Origin of the sequence: Gramella sp. AN32 (genome assembly GCF_023718305.1) — a bacterium.
In the GTDB taxonomy this organism is placed as follows: Bacteria; Bacteroidota; Bacteroidia; order Flavobacteriales; family Flavobacteriaceae; genus Christiangramia; species Christiangramia antarctica.
The window spans coordinates 62,367-78,999 of the sequence record NZ_QEYO01000017.1; the positions used below are offsets into that span (position 1 = coordinate 62,367).

The following is a 16,633-nucleotide window of genomic DNA, read 5'->3' on the forward strand; positions in this document are numbered from 1 at the left end:
TAAAGATTAGGTATTTTCGTTTATTAAGTAAGCCTCACACTTTGAAATTGAAAACGCTCCAGATATTCCTTACATTGATAGTGTTTTGCACGCTGTTTTCTTCCTGTTTCAAGGATGTGGATTTCAGTGAAGCAGAAAATATTCAACTCACTCCAGACCTTAAAGTGAGTATTATTGAATATCAATTAAACGAAATTGATTTCACCGATTCTGAAACAGGAATTTTCACGCCTGTAATTCACGACACCATTAGGTTGGAATATCTTGATGACAGTTATGTTCAGGATGGTTTAATGTATGCTGAATTTAGATTTAAGCATGAAAATACCTTCAGTTTTCCCATCGGCAGCAAGATTATTTTTTTGAGTGAAGAAAATAATTCTCAATTCCAGGTAAATTATACAATCCCGGCAGGTAGCGATGTCAATCCCGGAATTATAGATACTTTGCATATTATGGAGGGTGAAGAAATAAAGAAAGTGAGAAGATCTATTAATATGGCGATTGAATTACAAATACTGGAGGAACCAAAGAGTCTCGAAGGAGAATTGGATTTTTCTTCCAGAGGTTTGTACAGGTTTGAATTTTAATATGCGGCGAACTCATCTGCTTCTATTCTTCTTTTTGGGGTTGTTTTGCCATAGTCAAAATAAACCTTTGCTTTATAATGTAGATGATCTATCCCAAAGTTTACTTCAAAATCCAGGAACCAATATTGACTTTGTAAAGCATTTTGGAATTCCTTTCTTTTCCCAAATACATGTTGGAGTAGGATCCACGGGAGTGACCGCATATGATATTTTTAGTGATGATGGCAGGAATATAAATAACAAGGTGAGGGAGGTTATGAATAGCATCACCGCCAATGATTTCGTAGCCGTCAATGAGCAACTGGAAATTTTGACCCTCGGCTGGAAAGTGGGGCAAAGAGGTTATTTTTCCGGAGGGATTTATCAGGAATTTGATGCTTTTGCCTATTTCCCTAAAGATCCGGCTGTTCTTGCATTTGAAGGGAATAACGATTATATAGGCCAGAATTTCGATTTTTCTGATGTTAGTTTTACCGGGGAAATGCTTACCGTTTATCATATTGGGTTTAATTACAAATTTAATGATGAGCTTACGTTAGGAGCCAGACTTAAAGGCTATAGTGGAATTTTTAATGTGGAAAGTATCGATAACACCGGTGTTTTTAGAACAGATCGTACTCCCAACGGGGATAATTTTTTTAGGCATAGCCTGGAAGATTTAAACGTGACGGTGAATACCTCCGGCTATGCTTCGTTGAATGATGATGGCGGAATGACGGTAGATCAGGCAGCAAAGGAACTTTTAAGCAGGTCTTTTTTCGGGCAGAATGTTGGGGTGGGAATAGATTTTGGGTTTAATTATAAAATGACAGATCAATTTTCTGTAAATGGTTCTTTTCAGGATCTTGGTGTTGTTTACCATGTAAAGGACGTAGAGAATTACAGTTATTTTGGAAGTTATGCAACCGACGGACTTGAACCGCTCTTCCCGGAGCTTGATGATGATGAAGAAACAATACCCTATTGGGATGTTTTTGAAGAACAATTAGATGCCAATTTACGGGATGAAACCTATGCTAATAATTATAAATACTGGCGTCCTTTAAAATTCAATGCCGGGTTTGAATTTGGTACCGGAATGGCATTATTGCCCTGTGATCCTCTGGTAGATGTTAAACCCCGTTTTTTGAATTTGTTCGGAATGTTGGTTTCTGGAGTGAAAAGACCGCGCGGATTCACCTATGGAGTTACCGCGTATTGGGATCGTAAATTAAATGATAATTTTCGTTTTCGGCTCGCCTATGGCGCCGATAATTTTACGCAAACAAAAATTGGGGTCATGGGCTCGGTAAGAATGAGCAATTTCAATATTTATATGGCGGCAAATGATCTTATAGGATTTACAAATCTGGCAAAGGCAAACAGTGCATCGCTGCAATTAGGCCTTCAGTTTATATTTAAAGAGCTTTAATTTCACTAAATTCAATATCTATTCAAATTTTTTAGTCCATGAAAAAGATCCTTTTCTTCTTAATTTTATTAAACGCACCTTTTGTATTTGCCCAACAACTAAATGATTATAAATACATCATTATTCCGGAAACTTTCGATTTTACTGATGGGGTTGATCAATATCGTTTGAACTCTATTTCGAAATATATGTTTGAGGAGGCTGGTTTTCAAACTTTAATGAAGGATTCGGTAAAACCGAAAGATTACCAGATGGATAATTGTTTGGGATTGGAATTGAAACCACAGAATAATTCTGGAATGTTCAGTACCAAATTAGTTTTTCAACTAATAGATTGTAATAATAAAGTGGTTTATGAAACCATAGAAGGGAAAAGTAAAGCAAAAGACTACCAGGTTGCATACCAGGAAGCTTTACGAACTTCATTAAGTGAGCTTAAGGATCTGGATTATAAGTATTCCGAAAAAACTGAAATTAGTGATATCGCAGTTAAAACATACGAAGAAAAGTCAGCTTCAGTTGCTATAAAAGATGACGCAGATCAAGAGGAATTGCCGCAGCAGGTGGTAGTATCAAGCTTTCCAAAAGTGGTTTCGGAAGAAGTGAGCAATGAAAATGAAAAATCTGTTGCATCAATTTCTAAAAATTCAACCGGGAAATATTTTCTGGAGGAGATTGAAAATGGAAAGGGATTATTTCAGCAAAACCTTACTGAGCCTTTAGCTATATTATACCCTACAGAAAAAGCAGGCGTATTTATTTATTTTTCGCTGGTACGACAAGGTGTTGCCTATAAACAGGACAGTAATTTAATTATGGAATATTTTGACCGGCAAACGGGTACAGTTAAAAAGTCAGTTTTCGCTTTGCAGGATCAATAGCCGTATTTAGTTTTCCAACGTTTTCGAAGGAATTCACGTTGTGCATTTTCCCTTTGATTATTTCCGGGATTGTATAAGGTTGTGTTCTTGATCTCTTCCGGCATAAATTCTGCTGCCACAAAATTATTTTCATAATTGTGGGCATAACGGTAATTATCACCATAGCCCAGATCTTTCATTAGCTTAGTGGGTGCATTTCTAATGGGAAGTGGAACAGATAGATCCCCGGTTTTTTTTACCAGATCCATAGCCTGATTAATTGCCTGGTAAGCCGCATTGCTTTTTGGCGAGGTGGCAAGGTACGTGACACACTGGCTTAGAATTATTCTCGCTTCGGGATAACCAATAGTAGTAACCGCCTGGAAGCTATTATTGGCAATAACCAGCGCTGTTGGATTCGCATTCCCTATGTCTTCACTCGCTAGAATGAGCAATCTTCGCGCGATGAATTTTATGTCTTCTCCACCTTCAATCATTCGCGCCAGCCAATAGACCGCGGCATTAGGATCGCTCCCTCTTATCGATTTAATAAAAGCCGAAACAATATCGTAGTGCTGTTCGCCAGTTTTGTCATACAAAACTGTGTTTTGCTGAACTTTCGAAAAAACCAGATCGTTGGTGATTTTGGTATTTTTCTTTTCAGAAGTGACCACGAGTTCAAAAATATTCAGGAGTTTACGCGCATCACCACCGCTTAACCTAAGAAGGGCTTCAGTTTCTACTAATTTTACCTCTTTTTCAGCAATGATCCGGTCTTCTTTCATGGCCCTTTTCAGGAGATCAATCAAATCATCTTTACGGAATGGTTTTAAAACATAAACCTGACACCTTGATAGCAAAGCTGAAATTACTTCAAAACTTGGATTTTCAGTAGTAGCGCCAATCAAAGTAATCCAACCCTTTTCCACCGCTCCTAATAGAGAATCCTGCTGACTCTTACTAAACCGATGAATTTCGTCAATAAAAAGGATAGGGTTTTTTGTGGTAAAAAGACCTTCGCTTTTCTTGGCTTTTTCGATGACTTCCCGTACATCTTTTACACCGCTGCTAATGGCGCTCAAAGTAAAGAAGGGTCTGTCAGATTCATTGGCAATAATATTTGCCAGAGTGGTCTTTCCAACGCCTGGAGGGCCCCAAAAGATCATCGACGGAATAATTCCCTGTTTAATTTGATTTCTTAATGCTCCATTCTCACCCACTAAGTGCTGCTGACTTAAATAGTCATCCAGTGTTTTGGGTCTCAATCTTTCCGCGAGGGGTTGGTTCATAATAATAGCTGCCAGTTTTACACCAAATTTAGTTTGGGCGTTTTTTTGTAATATTAGTTAAAATTGAAGAAAATTTGAAAGCTTCCACACCTTTTGTTTTTACCAGCAGCACCATTGGGTTTCCTTTGCTGTTTATATTGCTTATTTGGATCGTTTTCTGGGCGGAAGTGAAATTTGGAATTCGGTTGAGTTCATACGGAGTCCGGCCGGGTGAAATTGTGGGTTTAAGAGGCATCTTATTTTCCCCTTTTATACATTCAGATATCAAACATTTATTTAATAATACCATCCCGCTTTTTATCTTATCACTCGCGCTCTTCTATTTTTATAGACAAATTAGTTGGAAAGTCTTATTAATTGGGATGTTCACCACCGGTTTGCTAACCTGGCTAATTGGGAGGGAGGCAAACCATATTGGGGCCAGTGGAATTATTTATTTACTTGCTTCATTTTTATTCTTTAAAGGCATCTTTTCCAAATACTATCGTCTGGTAGCGCTTTCTTTAATCGTAGTTTTTTTATATGGAGGATTAATCTGGTATGTCACGCCAATGGATCCTGACATTTCCTGGGAAGGCCATCTTTCCGGATTATTAAGTGGTCTGGGATTGGCGTTAGTGTACAGAAATAAATTTTATGTAGCCCCAAAATTTGAATGGGAACAACCGGAATATAATGCGGAAGATGACCTATTTATGAAACACTTTGACGAAAATGGTAATTTTATTGAATCCCCCCAGCCCCCAAAGGGGGAGAAGGAAGCTCTCCTGCCCACTAAGGGCGAGAAGTTGCCCGAACCTGAAGAACGTAGCGATGAGATTGGCTATAACTATATTTATAAGGAGGATAAGGAAAAGTAGAAGGGCTTCTTAGTGGGGGGTGGTCTTAGTTTACAGTTAACAATTCCCAGCAAAGATTGCCTATTATGCTTACTCTTACTGAAATCAGATCCCCGCTTCGGGGGCTAGGGGGACGATTCTCTGCCTCACTACCTCATATAAAAAGGCTCCGCAGGCTACAGAAACATTTAAAGATTCAATACTGCCAAGCAGAGGTAATTTTGCGGTAAAATCTGAAGCTTTTAAAACCGATTTACTTACACCCACTCCTTCATTTCCCATAATAATTCCCAAAGGCTGATCTAATTTTACGTCGTATATAACAGTATCGGTCTTCTCGGTAGCGGCCAGTAATTTTACGCCATAGCTTTGCAGGTAAAAAACCGCATCCTTTATATGGCTTACTTTACAGATTGGAATTTTAAATACAGCTCCTGCTGAAGTTTTTACCGCATCAGCATTGATGGGAGCGGAACCTTTTTCAGGAATAATGATACCGTTTACCCCGCAGCATTCTGCTGTTCTAATGATAGCTCCAAAATTGCGAACATCGGTAAGGCCGTCGAGAAGTAGGAAAAGGGGAGTGCTTTCAGAATTTTCCATAGAATTCATCAAATCTTCCAGACTTACAAATTGTATTGGAGAAATATTTGCGACAACACCCTGATGGTTACCGTTGGCCAGTTTGTTCAACTTTTCAATGGGAACATAGGAAATACTAAAATTTCCTTCCTTAATTTTTCGATTTAGCTCCTGAAACAAAGGACCTGATATTCCTTTTTGCACATAAATTTTCTCAATGGACTCATTACTGTCAATCGCCTCGATTACCGTTCTTATTCCAAAAATTCTGGTTTGCTCATTCATAATGCAAATATAGAATTTGTTCAAAGAGGTTTATAAAATTAGCTGGAATAAAAAAGCCACCTGGAGTGGTGGCTTATGTATCTGGAAATATTCTTTATATACTGTGATAGTAGTCAACAACTTTTGAAAGATCTTCGGCTGTATCAATATCAATATTATTTGAAACCATATATGAAGAAAGTTTAGATTTTTTATCTTTAAAAACTTTAAGGACGCTATTGTTCTTAAGTTTTACTTCTTCATATTTTCCATCTTTGTTCATAACATAATACTCGATATCCATTTTATATTCGGCATTCAGTGTATTATCCTTGCTAGACATCCAACCGCTGGCATTAGGATCATCCAGTTTCTTTTCATACTGGATAATGACGTTCCTGGAAGGAGCTTTTACAATTTGATAGTATTTTTCATCATCTTTTTCTTTATCGAAAGCATTTCCATCAATTTTGGCAAAAAGCATTTCTTCATCACCATTTTTCAAAATAAAACCCTGGAAGGAATTATCCATCAATTTCATCACATTGTCGTTTCCGGCAGTTTTATACACCAGGTTATTTCCATGAATATCATAATTCATTTGTTGTGGTCTGGAAGTAGTCCCATCCTTAAAAATTCCGTAACCAATATACCAGTCTTCACTTAGATATGGAGTTCCTTCAGCACCGCTCCGCATTATTTTGAAACCCTCTGCGAGATTCCCTGAATTAGTGGGGTTTTGTGCGGAAAGCGATGTGATTCCCACAATTGCACAGATTAAGGTGAATAATTTTTTCATAATTTGAATTTAAGTATTAATGAGAACAAGGTAAAAAAAAACCTGCTCTTTACAGAACAGGTTTTCGCAATTATTGTGCCTTAGTCATTTATTCAAACAACCAGATCTTGGTATTCAGTTCATCTGGACCCTGTGCGCTTATAGCTGCATTGTAGCTGGCTTCATTTAAAGAAGAAGCAGTTGCGGCATATGCCTGTCTATCTGGAACATCAGTTGCGTTGCTTAAAAGATCTTCAGGAGCAACCAGCGCTTTTTCATAACCCATTGCTTCCAATCTTCTCCACTCAGCCCAGGCTTCATAACCCTGGAAGTAAAGAGCGACCCATTTTTCGTAACCAATAGAATCAGTTCCGTTATATGCATTCTTAGAAATATAAGAGGTAGCAGCCTCAGAAGATTGTCCCCATTGATCGAAAGAAGCCATAATAGCTTGTTTGTAGAGGTCTTCAGCGTTTTCACTAGTCCATCCCAGCTCAGCAGCTTCCGCTCTGGCGAAAAGAACTTCTGCATAAGTAAACATATAAAGAGGAGCTTCCTGGTTGAAAATGATATCTCCTGTAATAAAAGAATAATCATCTGTTGCAGAATTAACCTGTCCATAAGGAGCACCTACAAAAGTACCAGAAGTAGTTGCCGGTTGAGCCATACCATAAAGTCTGGTATCCTCAGGAGCATCAGCAGATCCTGAACCGATAAGCGCATCAACAAATACATCACTTACTAAATAATCCCTTCTAAAACTAGGTGCTAAGAAACGATCTTCCCATGGGTTGTCATTGTTTTCATCAGCTAAGTAAGGATAGAAGAAATTTTCAGAATTGCTCATGATTTCATTTCCAAGAGCTTCGTTAAATTTTTGCTGACCTAAAGTTGGGTTTGCATTAGACAATCTTAGGCCCATAATAAGCTTCAGCGTTTGTCCAAAAGATTCCCATTTTGTAATGTCCCCACCAAAAATATAATCTCCGGCAACGGCATTCCCACCAGCATCAATCATTCCAAGAGCTGCGTCTAACTCGGCGAAAAGTCCATTATAGATATCTTCCTGAGCATCAAATGCCGGGAATTGATTATCCAATCCCTTAAGAGCCTCAGTATAAGGAAGTTGTCCCCAACGGGTAGTCATTCCCTCAAATAAGTATACTCTAAGAATGGTTCCTGCGGCAATTTGATTTGGATTTTCACTCACTTCGATCATTCTGTCAAGATCAGTCAATACACCGTACCAGTAAGAAGTATCCCAGTTTAAAGTCTGGTATCTGGATTCTTCATCATACTGGCCATTTGAGAGATACTGCACATAAAGATTTGGTGTAGTTGCACCTACGTAATTGTGAACTGCACCTTCGGCACTTGCCAATAAACTTCCTGCAGAGGGTTGGGTTGGTTCGTTGGGATTATCGTTAATCCCACCGAAGTCTACTTTTTCACACCCGGTAAAAACAAGCATCACCGTTGCAAAAAAGAGTGTTAGTTTAATAAAATTTATTTTCATTTTTTATAGCTTTTAATTAGAATGTAATATTCACGTTAAGACCAATAGTTCTTGTGTTAGGAGATTGTCCCCCTTCAGTCCAACCATACCCAGTGATTTGGCTATCTTCTAATTCTGAGATATCAATATCGTCGATAGAACTGTAGATCAACCAAAGGTTACTGGCAAATACACCAACATTTAACTTCTTAATAGGAGTGTTGTTGATTAGATTTCCCTGGACCTCGTAATCCAAACGGGCCTGTCTTAATTTAACGTAAGAGGCATCATATAACCACTCTTCGTGAAGAGCAAATAGTCTGCCATAATAAGTTTGTGCTTCCACATAATAAGAAGCAGGATCTCCAGTAGTTTCATCAACACCTTCAATTAAAATACCCCCGGTATCTGCACCAGCTGCAGAGACTGCAACAGCAGAACCACCTCCAGTAACAGGATCACGTAAAGGGTTTCCAGCAGCATTGTTCCCAACTGTTTGATCTCCTAAACCAGAATAAGCATTAAACATTTTGGTTACAGAGAAGATTTTACCCCCTTTTTGAAAGTCAAAATCCAATCCTAAGCTCATATTTTTATACTGCATAAAAGAGGAAGCACCACCCGTATAATCAGGAAGTACATTTCCTAAATACTGGTTAGAATCGTATCGTGGAGCTCCAGTTGCAGATAATACAATATTTCCGGCGTCATCCCTTCTGTAGGCTCTACCATAGATAGCTCCCCATTCTTCACCAACTCTTTCCTGAAGTTGAATACCTCTCCAGGTAGTTGATAGTACATTTACATCAGTACCAGGTGCAATAGCATCTACAGTTCGTTCCAACGTAGCAAAGTTAGCAGTAAGATCCCAAACGAAATCTTCTGTTCTTACTGGAATAACATTCAGTGCAAATTCCCATCCTTTATAAGTCTGTTTTCCTGAGTTGGTAGAAAAACTGGTAAAACCGGTTGATGGATCCAAAGATACATCTGCAGGAAGCTGATCATCTTGTTTATTGTAATAGGTAACGTCCAAACCAAAACGGCTATCTAAGAACCTAAGTTCCGTACCAATTTCATACTCTCTACGTACACCACCGGTTAAAGTTGGGTTGTTTAAACCGTCCTTAACAGAAAGTTTTCCATAAGAACCATAAGGTGTTCCAATGTTATAGGTTTCTGAAATCTGGAAAGCATCAGGAAATCTTGGAGCTTCAGCAATACTGGCTCTTAACTTACCAAATGTTAGTACCTCGTTTTGAGGAAGTAATTTACTAAAGATCATACTTACAGATCCTCCATAAGTTTCAACCCGGTTATCATTATCGTTTGCTGTTGACTGCCAGTCAAGACGGGCAGAACCATCAAGATAAATGATATTTTTAAAACCTAAAGATGCTTTAGTAAAAGCTGATTGTCTTCCAATTTCCCTATAGTAACTAGATAAATTAGGTCTATCTCTTGACGTATTCAAGCTATAAAATCCTTCTGCGGTTAAACCACCGGCAGTAGAAGCATTGATACTTTTGTAGTTGTTGTCAAAAAATTCGAAACCAACACTTGCGCTAAGATCGAAGTCATCAGAAAGATCTTCCTCGAAGTTTAAAATACCAAACAATTCATCAGTAGTTTCTGTGCTTTCATTTTCAGAATAGAATGGTTGATTAAGACCACCAAATCCAGCTCGGTTAGAACTTTCATAAGTGTTAAGAGTCTTTCTTACCTCCACGCTTGCGTTTAAATTATCATTGAATTCGTAGGTAGCCCCTAATTTTCCGTAAAGCGCATTCTTGTCCTGTGGATTTACATTTTCGTTGGTGACAAAATAAGGCATATCCCAGTATAATGGCTGAGGGTTAGTAGGACTATTAATGTTCCAGGAAACTACCTCTCCATTTCTACGGTAGTCTCTAAGACGATCCATATCCAATTGTCTTTGCCACCACTGGTTAAAGTTGGAAGCAATGTTTCCATATCCATTGGTAGGATAGTTAGAAGTCCTTCTGTCCTGATAATTTAAACTTGCAAAACCCTGTAGCTTTTCAGTAATATCTAAACTTGCACTAAGGGAACCCTGAACCGTACTTCTTTCTGAATTTGGAATAACTCCAGATCTGTCGATTTTCGCTAAACTGGCACGAATAGAATAATCTTCACCCCCTTTAGAGAACGTAAGATTGGTGTTTTGGGTAACCCCTGTTTCGAAGAAGTCTCTAATATTATCAGGATTAGGGGAGAATGGTCTAAGTTGGCCAAATTCAGGAGTATCCTGGATCCAGGAGTCCCAATGTCTAACTAACTGACCGTCCATTTTTGGTCCCCAGCTTTCATCAGCATAGTACTCTACCATTGATTGTCCATCAAAAGAAGCCCAATCTGCAGGGTGAAGAGCAGGATCAAAAGTGAAAACGTTGAATTCCTGAGAATAACCGCCACCATACTCATTTTGGTAGGCAGGTAATTTGTAAACACTTTCAAAAGCCGAACTATGGTTGATCGAAATACTGCTTTGGCCTGCAGCGGCACTTTTAGTAGTAATGATGATTACACCATTAATCCCTTGTGGGCCGTATAGGGCAGTTGCCGCAGCACCTTTAAGTACAGACATGTCTGCAATATCATCAGTAATGATATCAGATGCACCCTGAACTTTAATGTTATCAACAATGTAAAGTACCCCTGTGTTACCTCTAAGACGGATATTGGAATTACCAAAACCAGAACTTGGAGCACCAGTAAACTGTACCCCGGCAACTTTACCGGCAAGTGCATTGTTAATGTTTGTTTCCCTTGATTTCACAAGAGCATCACCTTCTACGGTTTGCTGGGCATACCCAAGACTTTGTTTTTCCCTCTTAATACCAAGGGCGGTTACCACAACTTCTTCCAATTGAGCGGAATCATTTTGAAGGGTAACATTTACCTGTCTGGTATTTCCAACTGTTATTTCAGTAGTTTGAAGTCCCACAAAAGAAAATACCAAAACATCGCCGTTAGCTGCATCGATTGAATAATTTCCATCGAAATCAGTTTGGGTTCCTTCTGAAGTTCCTTTCAGTAAAACGTTTACTCCGGGCAGAGGAAGACCGTCTTCATCTGATACTGTACCCGTAATAGTTTGTTGCTGGGCAAAGCTTATTTGCACAACAAACGCCAGTAATAGCGTTAAAATACTACTTAACTTTGTTTTCATTTTAAAATTTGTTTGAATTAGCCGAGCCAAAAGTGCTAATAAAAGGTTAATAAAACAAGCTTTTATTTTTAAAGTTTATCGTTTTGATGGTGATTTGTTAATTATATTAGGATTTCGGCTAATAAATTATGATAACATAAATTTTAACCGATTTTTTTACAAAAATTAAAGACTGATTAATATCCTCCCCTCATAAAGCTTTTATAATATATAATAAGTATCTAGCTTCTCTTGAAAGTAAACCTTTATATAGTATTATTGAATTTGAGGAATTATAATAATGTATATCCGTTTATTGTTATAGATATTTATCGAGTCACCCTAAAATAAGTTACCATTGACATCTTTTATCCCTTTATGGCATTTTACGGACAATCAATTATAATATTCTGCAGAGATTCATTTTCAAAACTTTTCCTCTTTCTTACTTTTAATTAAAACTAAAATTATAGAGCTACTATGAAATTTAGATGAAAAATTATTTGAATAACATTTTTTTATTTCTACCTTTGCAGACCCTAAAAAAGAGGGGATTTAATATTATTAATAAAGTGTATAGGAAATTATGCCAACAATTTCACAATTAGTACGAAAAGGAAGAAGCAAAATAACCAAGAAGAGTAAATCGGCTGCTTTGGATTCGTGCCCTCAAAGGAGAGGTGTTTGTACACGTGTGTACACTACAACTCCTAAGAAACCAAACTCTGCTATGAGAAAAGTAGCAAGGGTAAGGTTGACTAACGGAAAAGAGGTGAATGCCTACATTCCGGGAGAAGGACACAATTTACAAGAGCACTCGATAGTATTGGTTAGAGGCGGAAGGGTGAAAGATTTGCCAGGTGTTAGATATCACATTGTACGTGGTGCGCTGGATACTGCCGGAGTAGAAGGTAGGACTCAGCGTCGTTCTAAATATGGTGCAAAACGCCCTAAGAAGTAAAATCAGTTAAAAGGTTGAAAGTGAAAAGTTCTAAGGACTCTCCAGGATCAATCTATAACAATTAACTCAAAAAGAAGTAATGAGAAAAAGACAGGCCAAAAAAAGACCTCTTTTACCAGATCCTAAATTTAACGATCAGTTAGTAACACGTTTTGTGAACATGATGATGTGGGACGGTAAAAAATCGGTAGCCTTTAAAATTTTCTATGATGCTATTGATATCGTAGAGCAAAAGAAGCAAGACGAGGAAAAATCTGGATTAGAAATTTGGAAAGATGCCCTTTCTAACGTTATGCCTCACGTTGAAGTGAGAAGTAGACGAGTAGGTGGAGCGACCTTTCAAATTCCTATGCAAATTAGACCAGATCGTAAAGTTTCAACTGCGATGAAATGGTTAATTAGTTTTGCCCGTAAGAGAAACGAAAAATCAATGGCGGGAAAATTATCTGCTGAGATTCTTGCTGCAGCAAAAGAAGAAGGTGCTGCTGTAAAAAGAAGGGTAGATACTCATAAAATGGCAGAAGCTAATAAAGCATTCTCTCACTTTAGATTCTAAGAAAATGGCACAAAGAGATTTAAAATTTACTAGAAATATTGGAATTGCTGCTCATATTGATGCTGGTAAAACTACCACTACAGAGCGTATCCTTTATTATACAGGTATAAGTCATAAAATTGGTGAAGTTCATGATGGTGCCGCCACTATGGACTGGATGGAGCAGGAGCAGGAGCGTGGTATTACTATTACCTCCGCAGCTACTCACTGTAAATGGATGTACCGCGATCAGGAATACACCGTAAACATTATTGATACTCCGGGCCACGTAGATTTTACCGTAGAGGTAGAACGTTCTTTACGTGTTCTTGATGGAGTTGTAGCTTTGTTTTCAGCAGTAGACGGGGTTGAACCTCAGTCTGAAACTGTTTGGAGACAGGCAGATAAATATAAAGTTCCACGTCTTGGGTTCGTGAATAAAATGGACCGCCAGGGATCAGATTTCTTTAATGTGTGTAAGCAGGTTAGGGAAATGTTAGGTGGTAACCCGGTGCCTTTACAGGTTCCAATTGGAGATGAATTGGATTTTAGAGGTGTTGTGGATCTTATTTCCAAGACAGCAATTATCTGGAATGATGATGACATGGGGATGACCTATGATACTATCGATATTCCGGAAGAATTGATGGAAGACGTAAATAGATATCGTGCAGAGTTAGTTGAAGCAGTAGCAGAATATGATGAAGCTTTGATGGAGAAATTCTTCGAAGATGAAAATTCTATTACTGAAGACGAAATTATCGCTGCGCTTAGAGCTGCTACCATAGATATGTCTATCATACCTATGATGTGTGGTTCCGCTTTTAAAAATAAAGGGGTTCAGGCGATGTTAGATGCAGTAATGCGTTATTTGCCTTCTCCTGTAGATGTTGAAGCTATTGATGGAACGAATCCTGATACTGGCGAAGAGGAACATAGAAAGCCAAATGTGGATTCTCCTTTTGCAGCTTTAGCATTTAAAATCGCTACAGATCCTTTCGTGGGTCGTTTAGCATTCTTTAGAGTTTATTCAGGTACGCTGAATGCTGGTTCTTATGTATTGAATGTACGTTCCGGGAAGAAAGAGCGTATCTCAAGAATTTACCAAATGCACTCCAACAAGCAGGAACCTATAGATAGTATTGAAGCTGGGGATATTGGGGCAGCTGTTGGTTTTAAAGATATTAGGACCGGAGACAGTTTAACCGATCTTAACCACCCAATCGCACTGGAATCTATGACTTTTCCTGCACCGGTAATCGGTATTGCAGTAGAGCCTAAGACTAAAGTAGATGTGGAGAAAATGGGGATGGCCCTTGGTAAGTTAGCAGAAGAAGATCCAACATTTACTGTTAGGACTGATGAAGCTTCAGGTCAAACAATTATTTCCGGGATGGGTGAACTTCACCTGGAGATCATTATTGATCGTATGAAACGTGAATTCAAAGTTGAAGTAAACGTAGGTCAGCCTCAGGTTGAGTATAAAGAAACCGTAACCCGTTCCGCAGATCACAGAGAAGTTTATAAAAAGCAATCTGGTGGACGTGGTAAGTTTGCTGATATTGTTTTCAATTTAGGTCCTGTAGATGCAGATTTTGAAGGTGAAGGCCTTCAGTTTGTAGATTCAATCAAAGGTGGTCGTATTCCAAAAGAATTTGTGCCTTCAGTTGAAAAAGGATTTAAGGAAGCCATGAAAAGTGGGCCTCTTGCAGGATTTACCATGGATACCTTAAGAGTTGAATTAAAAGATGGATCTTTCCACCCGGTGGATTCAGATCAACTTTCTTTTGAACTGGCTGCAAAAATGGGATACAAAGATTCTGCTAAAAAAGCAGGAGCGGTAATCCTTGAGCCAATCATGAAAGTAGAAGTAGTTACTCCGGAAGAAAATATGGGTGATATTGTTGGTGACTTGAACCGAAGAAGGGGACAGGTAAATAACATGTCAGACAGATCTGGAGCGAAAGTCATCAAAGCTGAGGTGCCACTTTCTGAAATGTTCGGCTATGTAACGACATTAAGAACACTATCTTCAGGTAGAGCGACTTCAACAATGGAATTTGATCATTATGCTGAAACTCCTTCTAATATTTCTGAAGAAGTTATAAAAGCAGCAAAAGGGGCAGCAAACGAATAATCTTATAGGTAATGAGTCAAAAAATCAGAATAAAATTAAAGTCTTACGATCATAACTTAGTAGATAAGTCTGCTGAAAAAATCGTAAAAACCGTAAAAACTACGGGAGCTGTTGTTACCGGACCAATTCCGTTACCAACAAATAAAAAGATCTTTACAGTTCTTCGTTCTCCACACGTGAACAAGAAATCCAGAGAGCAATTTCAATTAAGTTCTTACAAAAGACTGCTTGATATTTACAGCTCTTCTTCAAAAACGATTGATGCGTTGATGAAGCTTGAATTGCCAAGTGGTGTTGAAGTAGAGATCAAGGTGTGATAAAATAATTCAAAATTTTAAATTCGAAATTTTGAATTATTAAAAACATGTCCTAAGCTGCGTGCGAGGGAAAAACGGTGAAAAATACAATTCAGGGCTGAATTCTATTTTTCAGCCCTAAGTTTTTTAAAAAAGTAAATAATCAATAATTAATAAATATGTCTGGGTTAATAGGTAAAAAGATAGGTATGACCAGCATCTTCGACGAGAACGGGAAAAATGTTCCCTGTACAGTTATCGAAGCTGGGCCATGCGTAGTTACCCAAGTCAGAACCAAAGAGGTTGACGGGTATGAAGCACTTCAACTTGGTTTCGATGACAGAAAGACTGTAAATAAGGCTGCTGAAGGGCATGCGAAAAAAGCAGGAAGCGCTGCAAAGCGTAAAGTCGTTGAATTCCAGGGCTACAATGAAGATTTTAAATTAGGTGACTCTGTTACTGTGGAGCATTTCAAAGAAGGAGAATTTGTGGATATCGCAGGTACTTCTAAAGGAAAAGGTTTCCAGGGTGTTGTGAAGAGACACGGTTTTGGAGGTGTTGGGCAGGCCACTCACGGTCAGCACAACCGTTTAAGAGCTCCTGGTTCTATTGGTGCCGCATCGTATCCTGCAAGAGTTTTTAAAGGAATGAAGATGGCCGGTAGAATGGGTGGCGAAAAAGTTAAAGTTGAAAACCTTAGAGTTTTAAAAGTTGTCGCAGATAAGAATCTTTTAGTAGTAAAAGGTTGTGTTCCTGGGCACAAAAACTCTTACGTAATCATTAGCAAGTAATGGAAGTAGCAATTTTAGATATTAAAGGAAAGGAAACCGGAAGAAAAGCTAAGCTTTCTGACAAGGTTTTCGCTATAGAGCCGAATGAGCATGCAGTTTATCTTGATGTGAAGCAATATTTAGCTAATCAGCGTCAGGGAACTCATAAAGCAAAAGAAAGAGCTGAGATCAAAGGATCTACGCGTAAGATCAAGAAACAAAAAGGTACAGGTACGGCGAGAGCAGGTAGTATCAAGTCTCCAATTTTTAAGGGTGGTGGACGTGTTTTTGGACCAAGACCAAGGAATTATGGTTTTAAACTGAATAAAAACCTTAAGCGTCTTGCCAGAAGATCTGCGCTTTCTATGAAGGCTACTGATAATGCTATTATGGTCATTGAAGATTTCAATTTCGATGCGCCAAGAACAAAAAATATGATTGATGTATTGAAAGCCATTGGTATTCAGGACAAAAAATCATTGATAGTGTTGGGTGACTCAAATAAAAATGTATATTTGTCGTCGCGCAATTTGAAGACCACAGAAGTTATAAGTAGCTCAGAATTAAGTACTTATAAAATATTACATGCGAATAATATCGTATTTATTGAAGGGTCTTTAGAAGGAATTGAATCGAATTTAAGTTAATAATCGT

15 protein-coding genes are annotated in these 16,633 nt (G+C 38.3%); 10 read left to right on the forward strand and 5 right to left on the reverse strand.

Translation table 11 applies throughout. The annotated features are described in order from the left end of the window. Positions 1-74: 74 nt before the first annotated feature. From DHD80_RS15890 to DHD80_RS15900, 3 genes are all read left to right on the forward strand, one after another. Entirely contained in the window at positions 75-590 is a 516-nt protein-coding gene (locus DHD80_RS15890) for a hypothetical protein (RefSeq protein WP_251742450.1), read from the forward strand. A gap of 67 nt (positions 591-657) precedes the next feature. Further along, positions 658-2,001, forward strand: coding sequence for a DUF5723 family protein (locus DHD80_RS15895; RefSeq protein WP_251742451.1), 1,344 nt, complete (start codon positions 658-660; stop codon positions 1,999-2,001). 38 nt (positions 2,002-2,039) lie between these two features. Beyond that, positions 2,040-2,882, forward strand: a complete 843-nt coding sequence (locus DHD80_RS15900; protein WP_251742452.1) for a hypothetical protein — start codon at positions 2,040-2,042, stop codon at positions 2,880-2,882. Here the strand turns inward: DHD80_RS15900 and DHD80_RS15905 are convergent. Continuing rightward, positions 2,876-4,150 (reverse strand): replication-associated recombination protein A, encoded by a 1,275-nt coding sequence (locus DHD80_RS15905; RefSeq protein ID WP_251742453.1) that lies wholly within the window; start codon positions 4,148-4,150, stop codon positions 2,876-2,878. The two genes, DHD80_RS15900 and DHD80_RS15905, sit on opposite strands and share 7 nt — an antisense overlap. Positions 4,151-4,224: 74 nt before the next feature. Between DHD80_RS15905 and DHD80_RS15910 the strand changes: the two genes are divergently transcribed. Further along, entirely contained in the window at positions 4,225-5,010 is a 786-nt protein-coding gene (locus DHD80_RS15910) for a rhomboid family intramembrane serine protease (protein ID WP_251742454.1), read from the forward strand. 84 nt (positions 5,011-5,094) lie between these two features. On the opposite strand, the gene rlmB is transcribed toward DHD80_RS15910, so the two are convergent. The 4 genes from rlmB to DHD80_RS15930 form a co-directional block, all read right to left on the reverse strand. After that, positions 5,095-5,856 carry a 23S rRNA (guanosine(2251)-2'-O)-methyltransferase RlmB gene (gene rlmB / locus DHD80_RS15915; protein WP_251742455.1) on the reverse strand — a complete coding sequence of 254 codons (762 nt, stop codon included), beginning with the start codon at positions 5,854-5,856 and terminating at the stop codon, positions 5,095-5,097. A 94-nt stretch (positions 5,857-5,950) separates the two neighbouring features. Beyond that, complete coding sequence (locus tag DHD80_RS15920) at positions 5,951-6,634, reverse strand: hypothetical protein (RefSeq protein WP_251742456.1); 684 nt, start codon at positions 6,632-6,634, stop codon at positions 5,951-5,953. 88 nt (positions 6,635-6,722) lie between these two features. Then, positions 6,723-8,129, reverse strand: coding sequence for a SusD/RagB family nutrient-binding outer membrane lipoprotein (locus tag DHD80_RS15925; protein ID WP_251742457.1), 1,407 nt, complete (start codon positions 8,127-8,129; stop codon positions 6,723-6,725). A gap of 16 nt (positions 8,130-8,145) precedes the next feature. Beyond that, complete coding sequence (locus tag DHD80_RS15930; protein WP_251742458.1) at positions 8,146-11,301, reverse strand: SusC/RagA family TonB-linked outer membrane protein; 3,156 nt, start codon at positions 11,299-11,301, stop codon at positions 8,146-8,148. A gap of 565 nt (positions 11,302-11,866) precedes the next feature. Here DHD80_RS15930 and rpsL point away from each other — a divergent pair. The 6 genes from rpsL (at position 11,867) to rplD (ending at position 16,626) form a co-directional block, all read left to right on the forward strand. Further along, positions 11,867-12,241, forward strand: coding sequence for a 30S ribosomal protein S12 (gene rpsL / locus DHD80_RS15935; protein WP_114492605.1), 375 nt, complete (start codon positions 11,867-11,869; stop codon positions 12,239-12,241). Between the two features lie 79 nt (positions 12,242-12,320). Next, positions 12,321-12,797 carry a 30S ribosomal protein S7 gene (gene rpsG, locus DHD80_RS15940; protein WP_251742459.1) on the forward strand — a complete coding sequence of 159 codons (477 nt, stop codon included), beginning with the start codon at positions 12,321-12,323 and terminating at the stop codon, positions 12,795-12,797. A 4-nt stretch (positions 12,798-12,801) separates the two neighbouring features. Beyond that, the gene (fusA, locus tag DHD80_RS15945; protein WP_251742460.1) at positions 12,802-14,913 is read left to right on the forward strand and encodes an elongation factor G; all 2,112 of its coding nucleotides are present in this window, start codon (positions 12,802-12,804) and stop codon (positions 14,911-14,913) included. Positions 14,914-14,924: 11 nt separating this feature from the next. After that, positions 14,925-15,230: a 30S ribosomal protein S10 gene (gene rpsJ, locus DHD80_RS15950; RefSeq protein ID WP_026915146.1), complete on the forward strand. Its 306-nt coding sequence runs from the start codon at positions 14,925-14,927 to the stop codon at positions 15,228-15,230. 158 nt (positions 15,231-15,388) lie between these two features. After that, positions 15,389-16,000 carry a 50S ribosomal protein L3 gene (gene rplC / locus DHD80_RS15955; RefSeq protein WP_251742461.1) on the forward strand — a complete coding sequence of 204 codons (612 nt, stop codon included), beginning with the start codon at positions 15,389-15,391 and terminating at the stop codon, positions 15,998-16,000. Beyond that, on the forward strand, positions 16,000-16,626 hold the full coding sequence (gene rplD / locus DHD80_RS15960; protein WP_251742462.1) for a 50S ribosomal protein L4: 627 nt from the start codon (positions 16,000-16,002) through the stop codon (positions 16,624-16,626). Before rplC ends, rplD begins: the two co-directional genes overlap by 1 nt. The last annotated feature ends 7 nt before the right edge of the window (positions 16,627-16,633 follow it).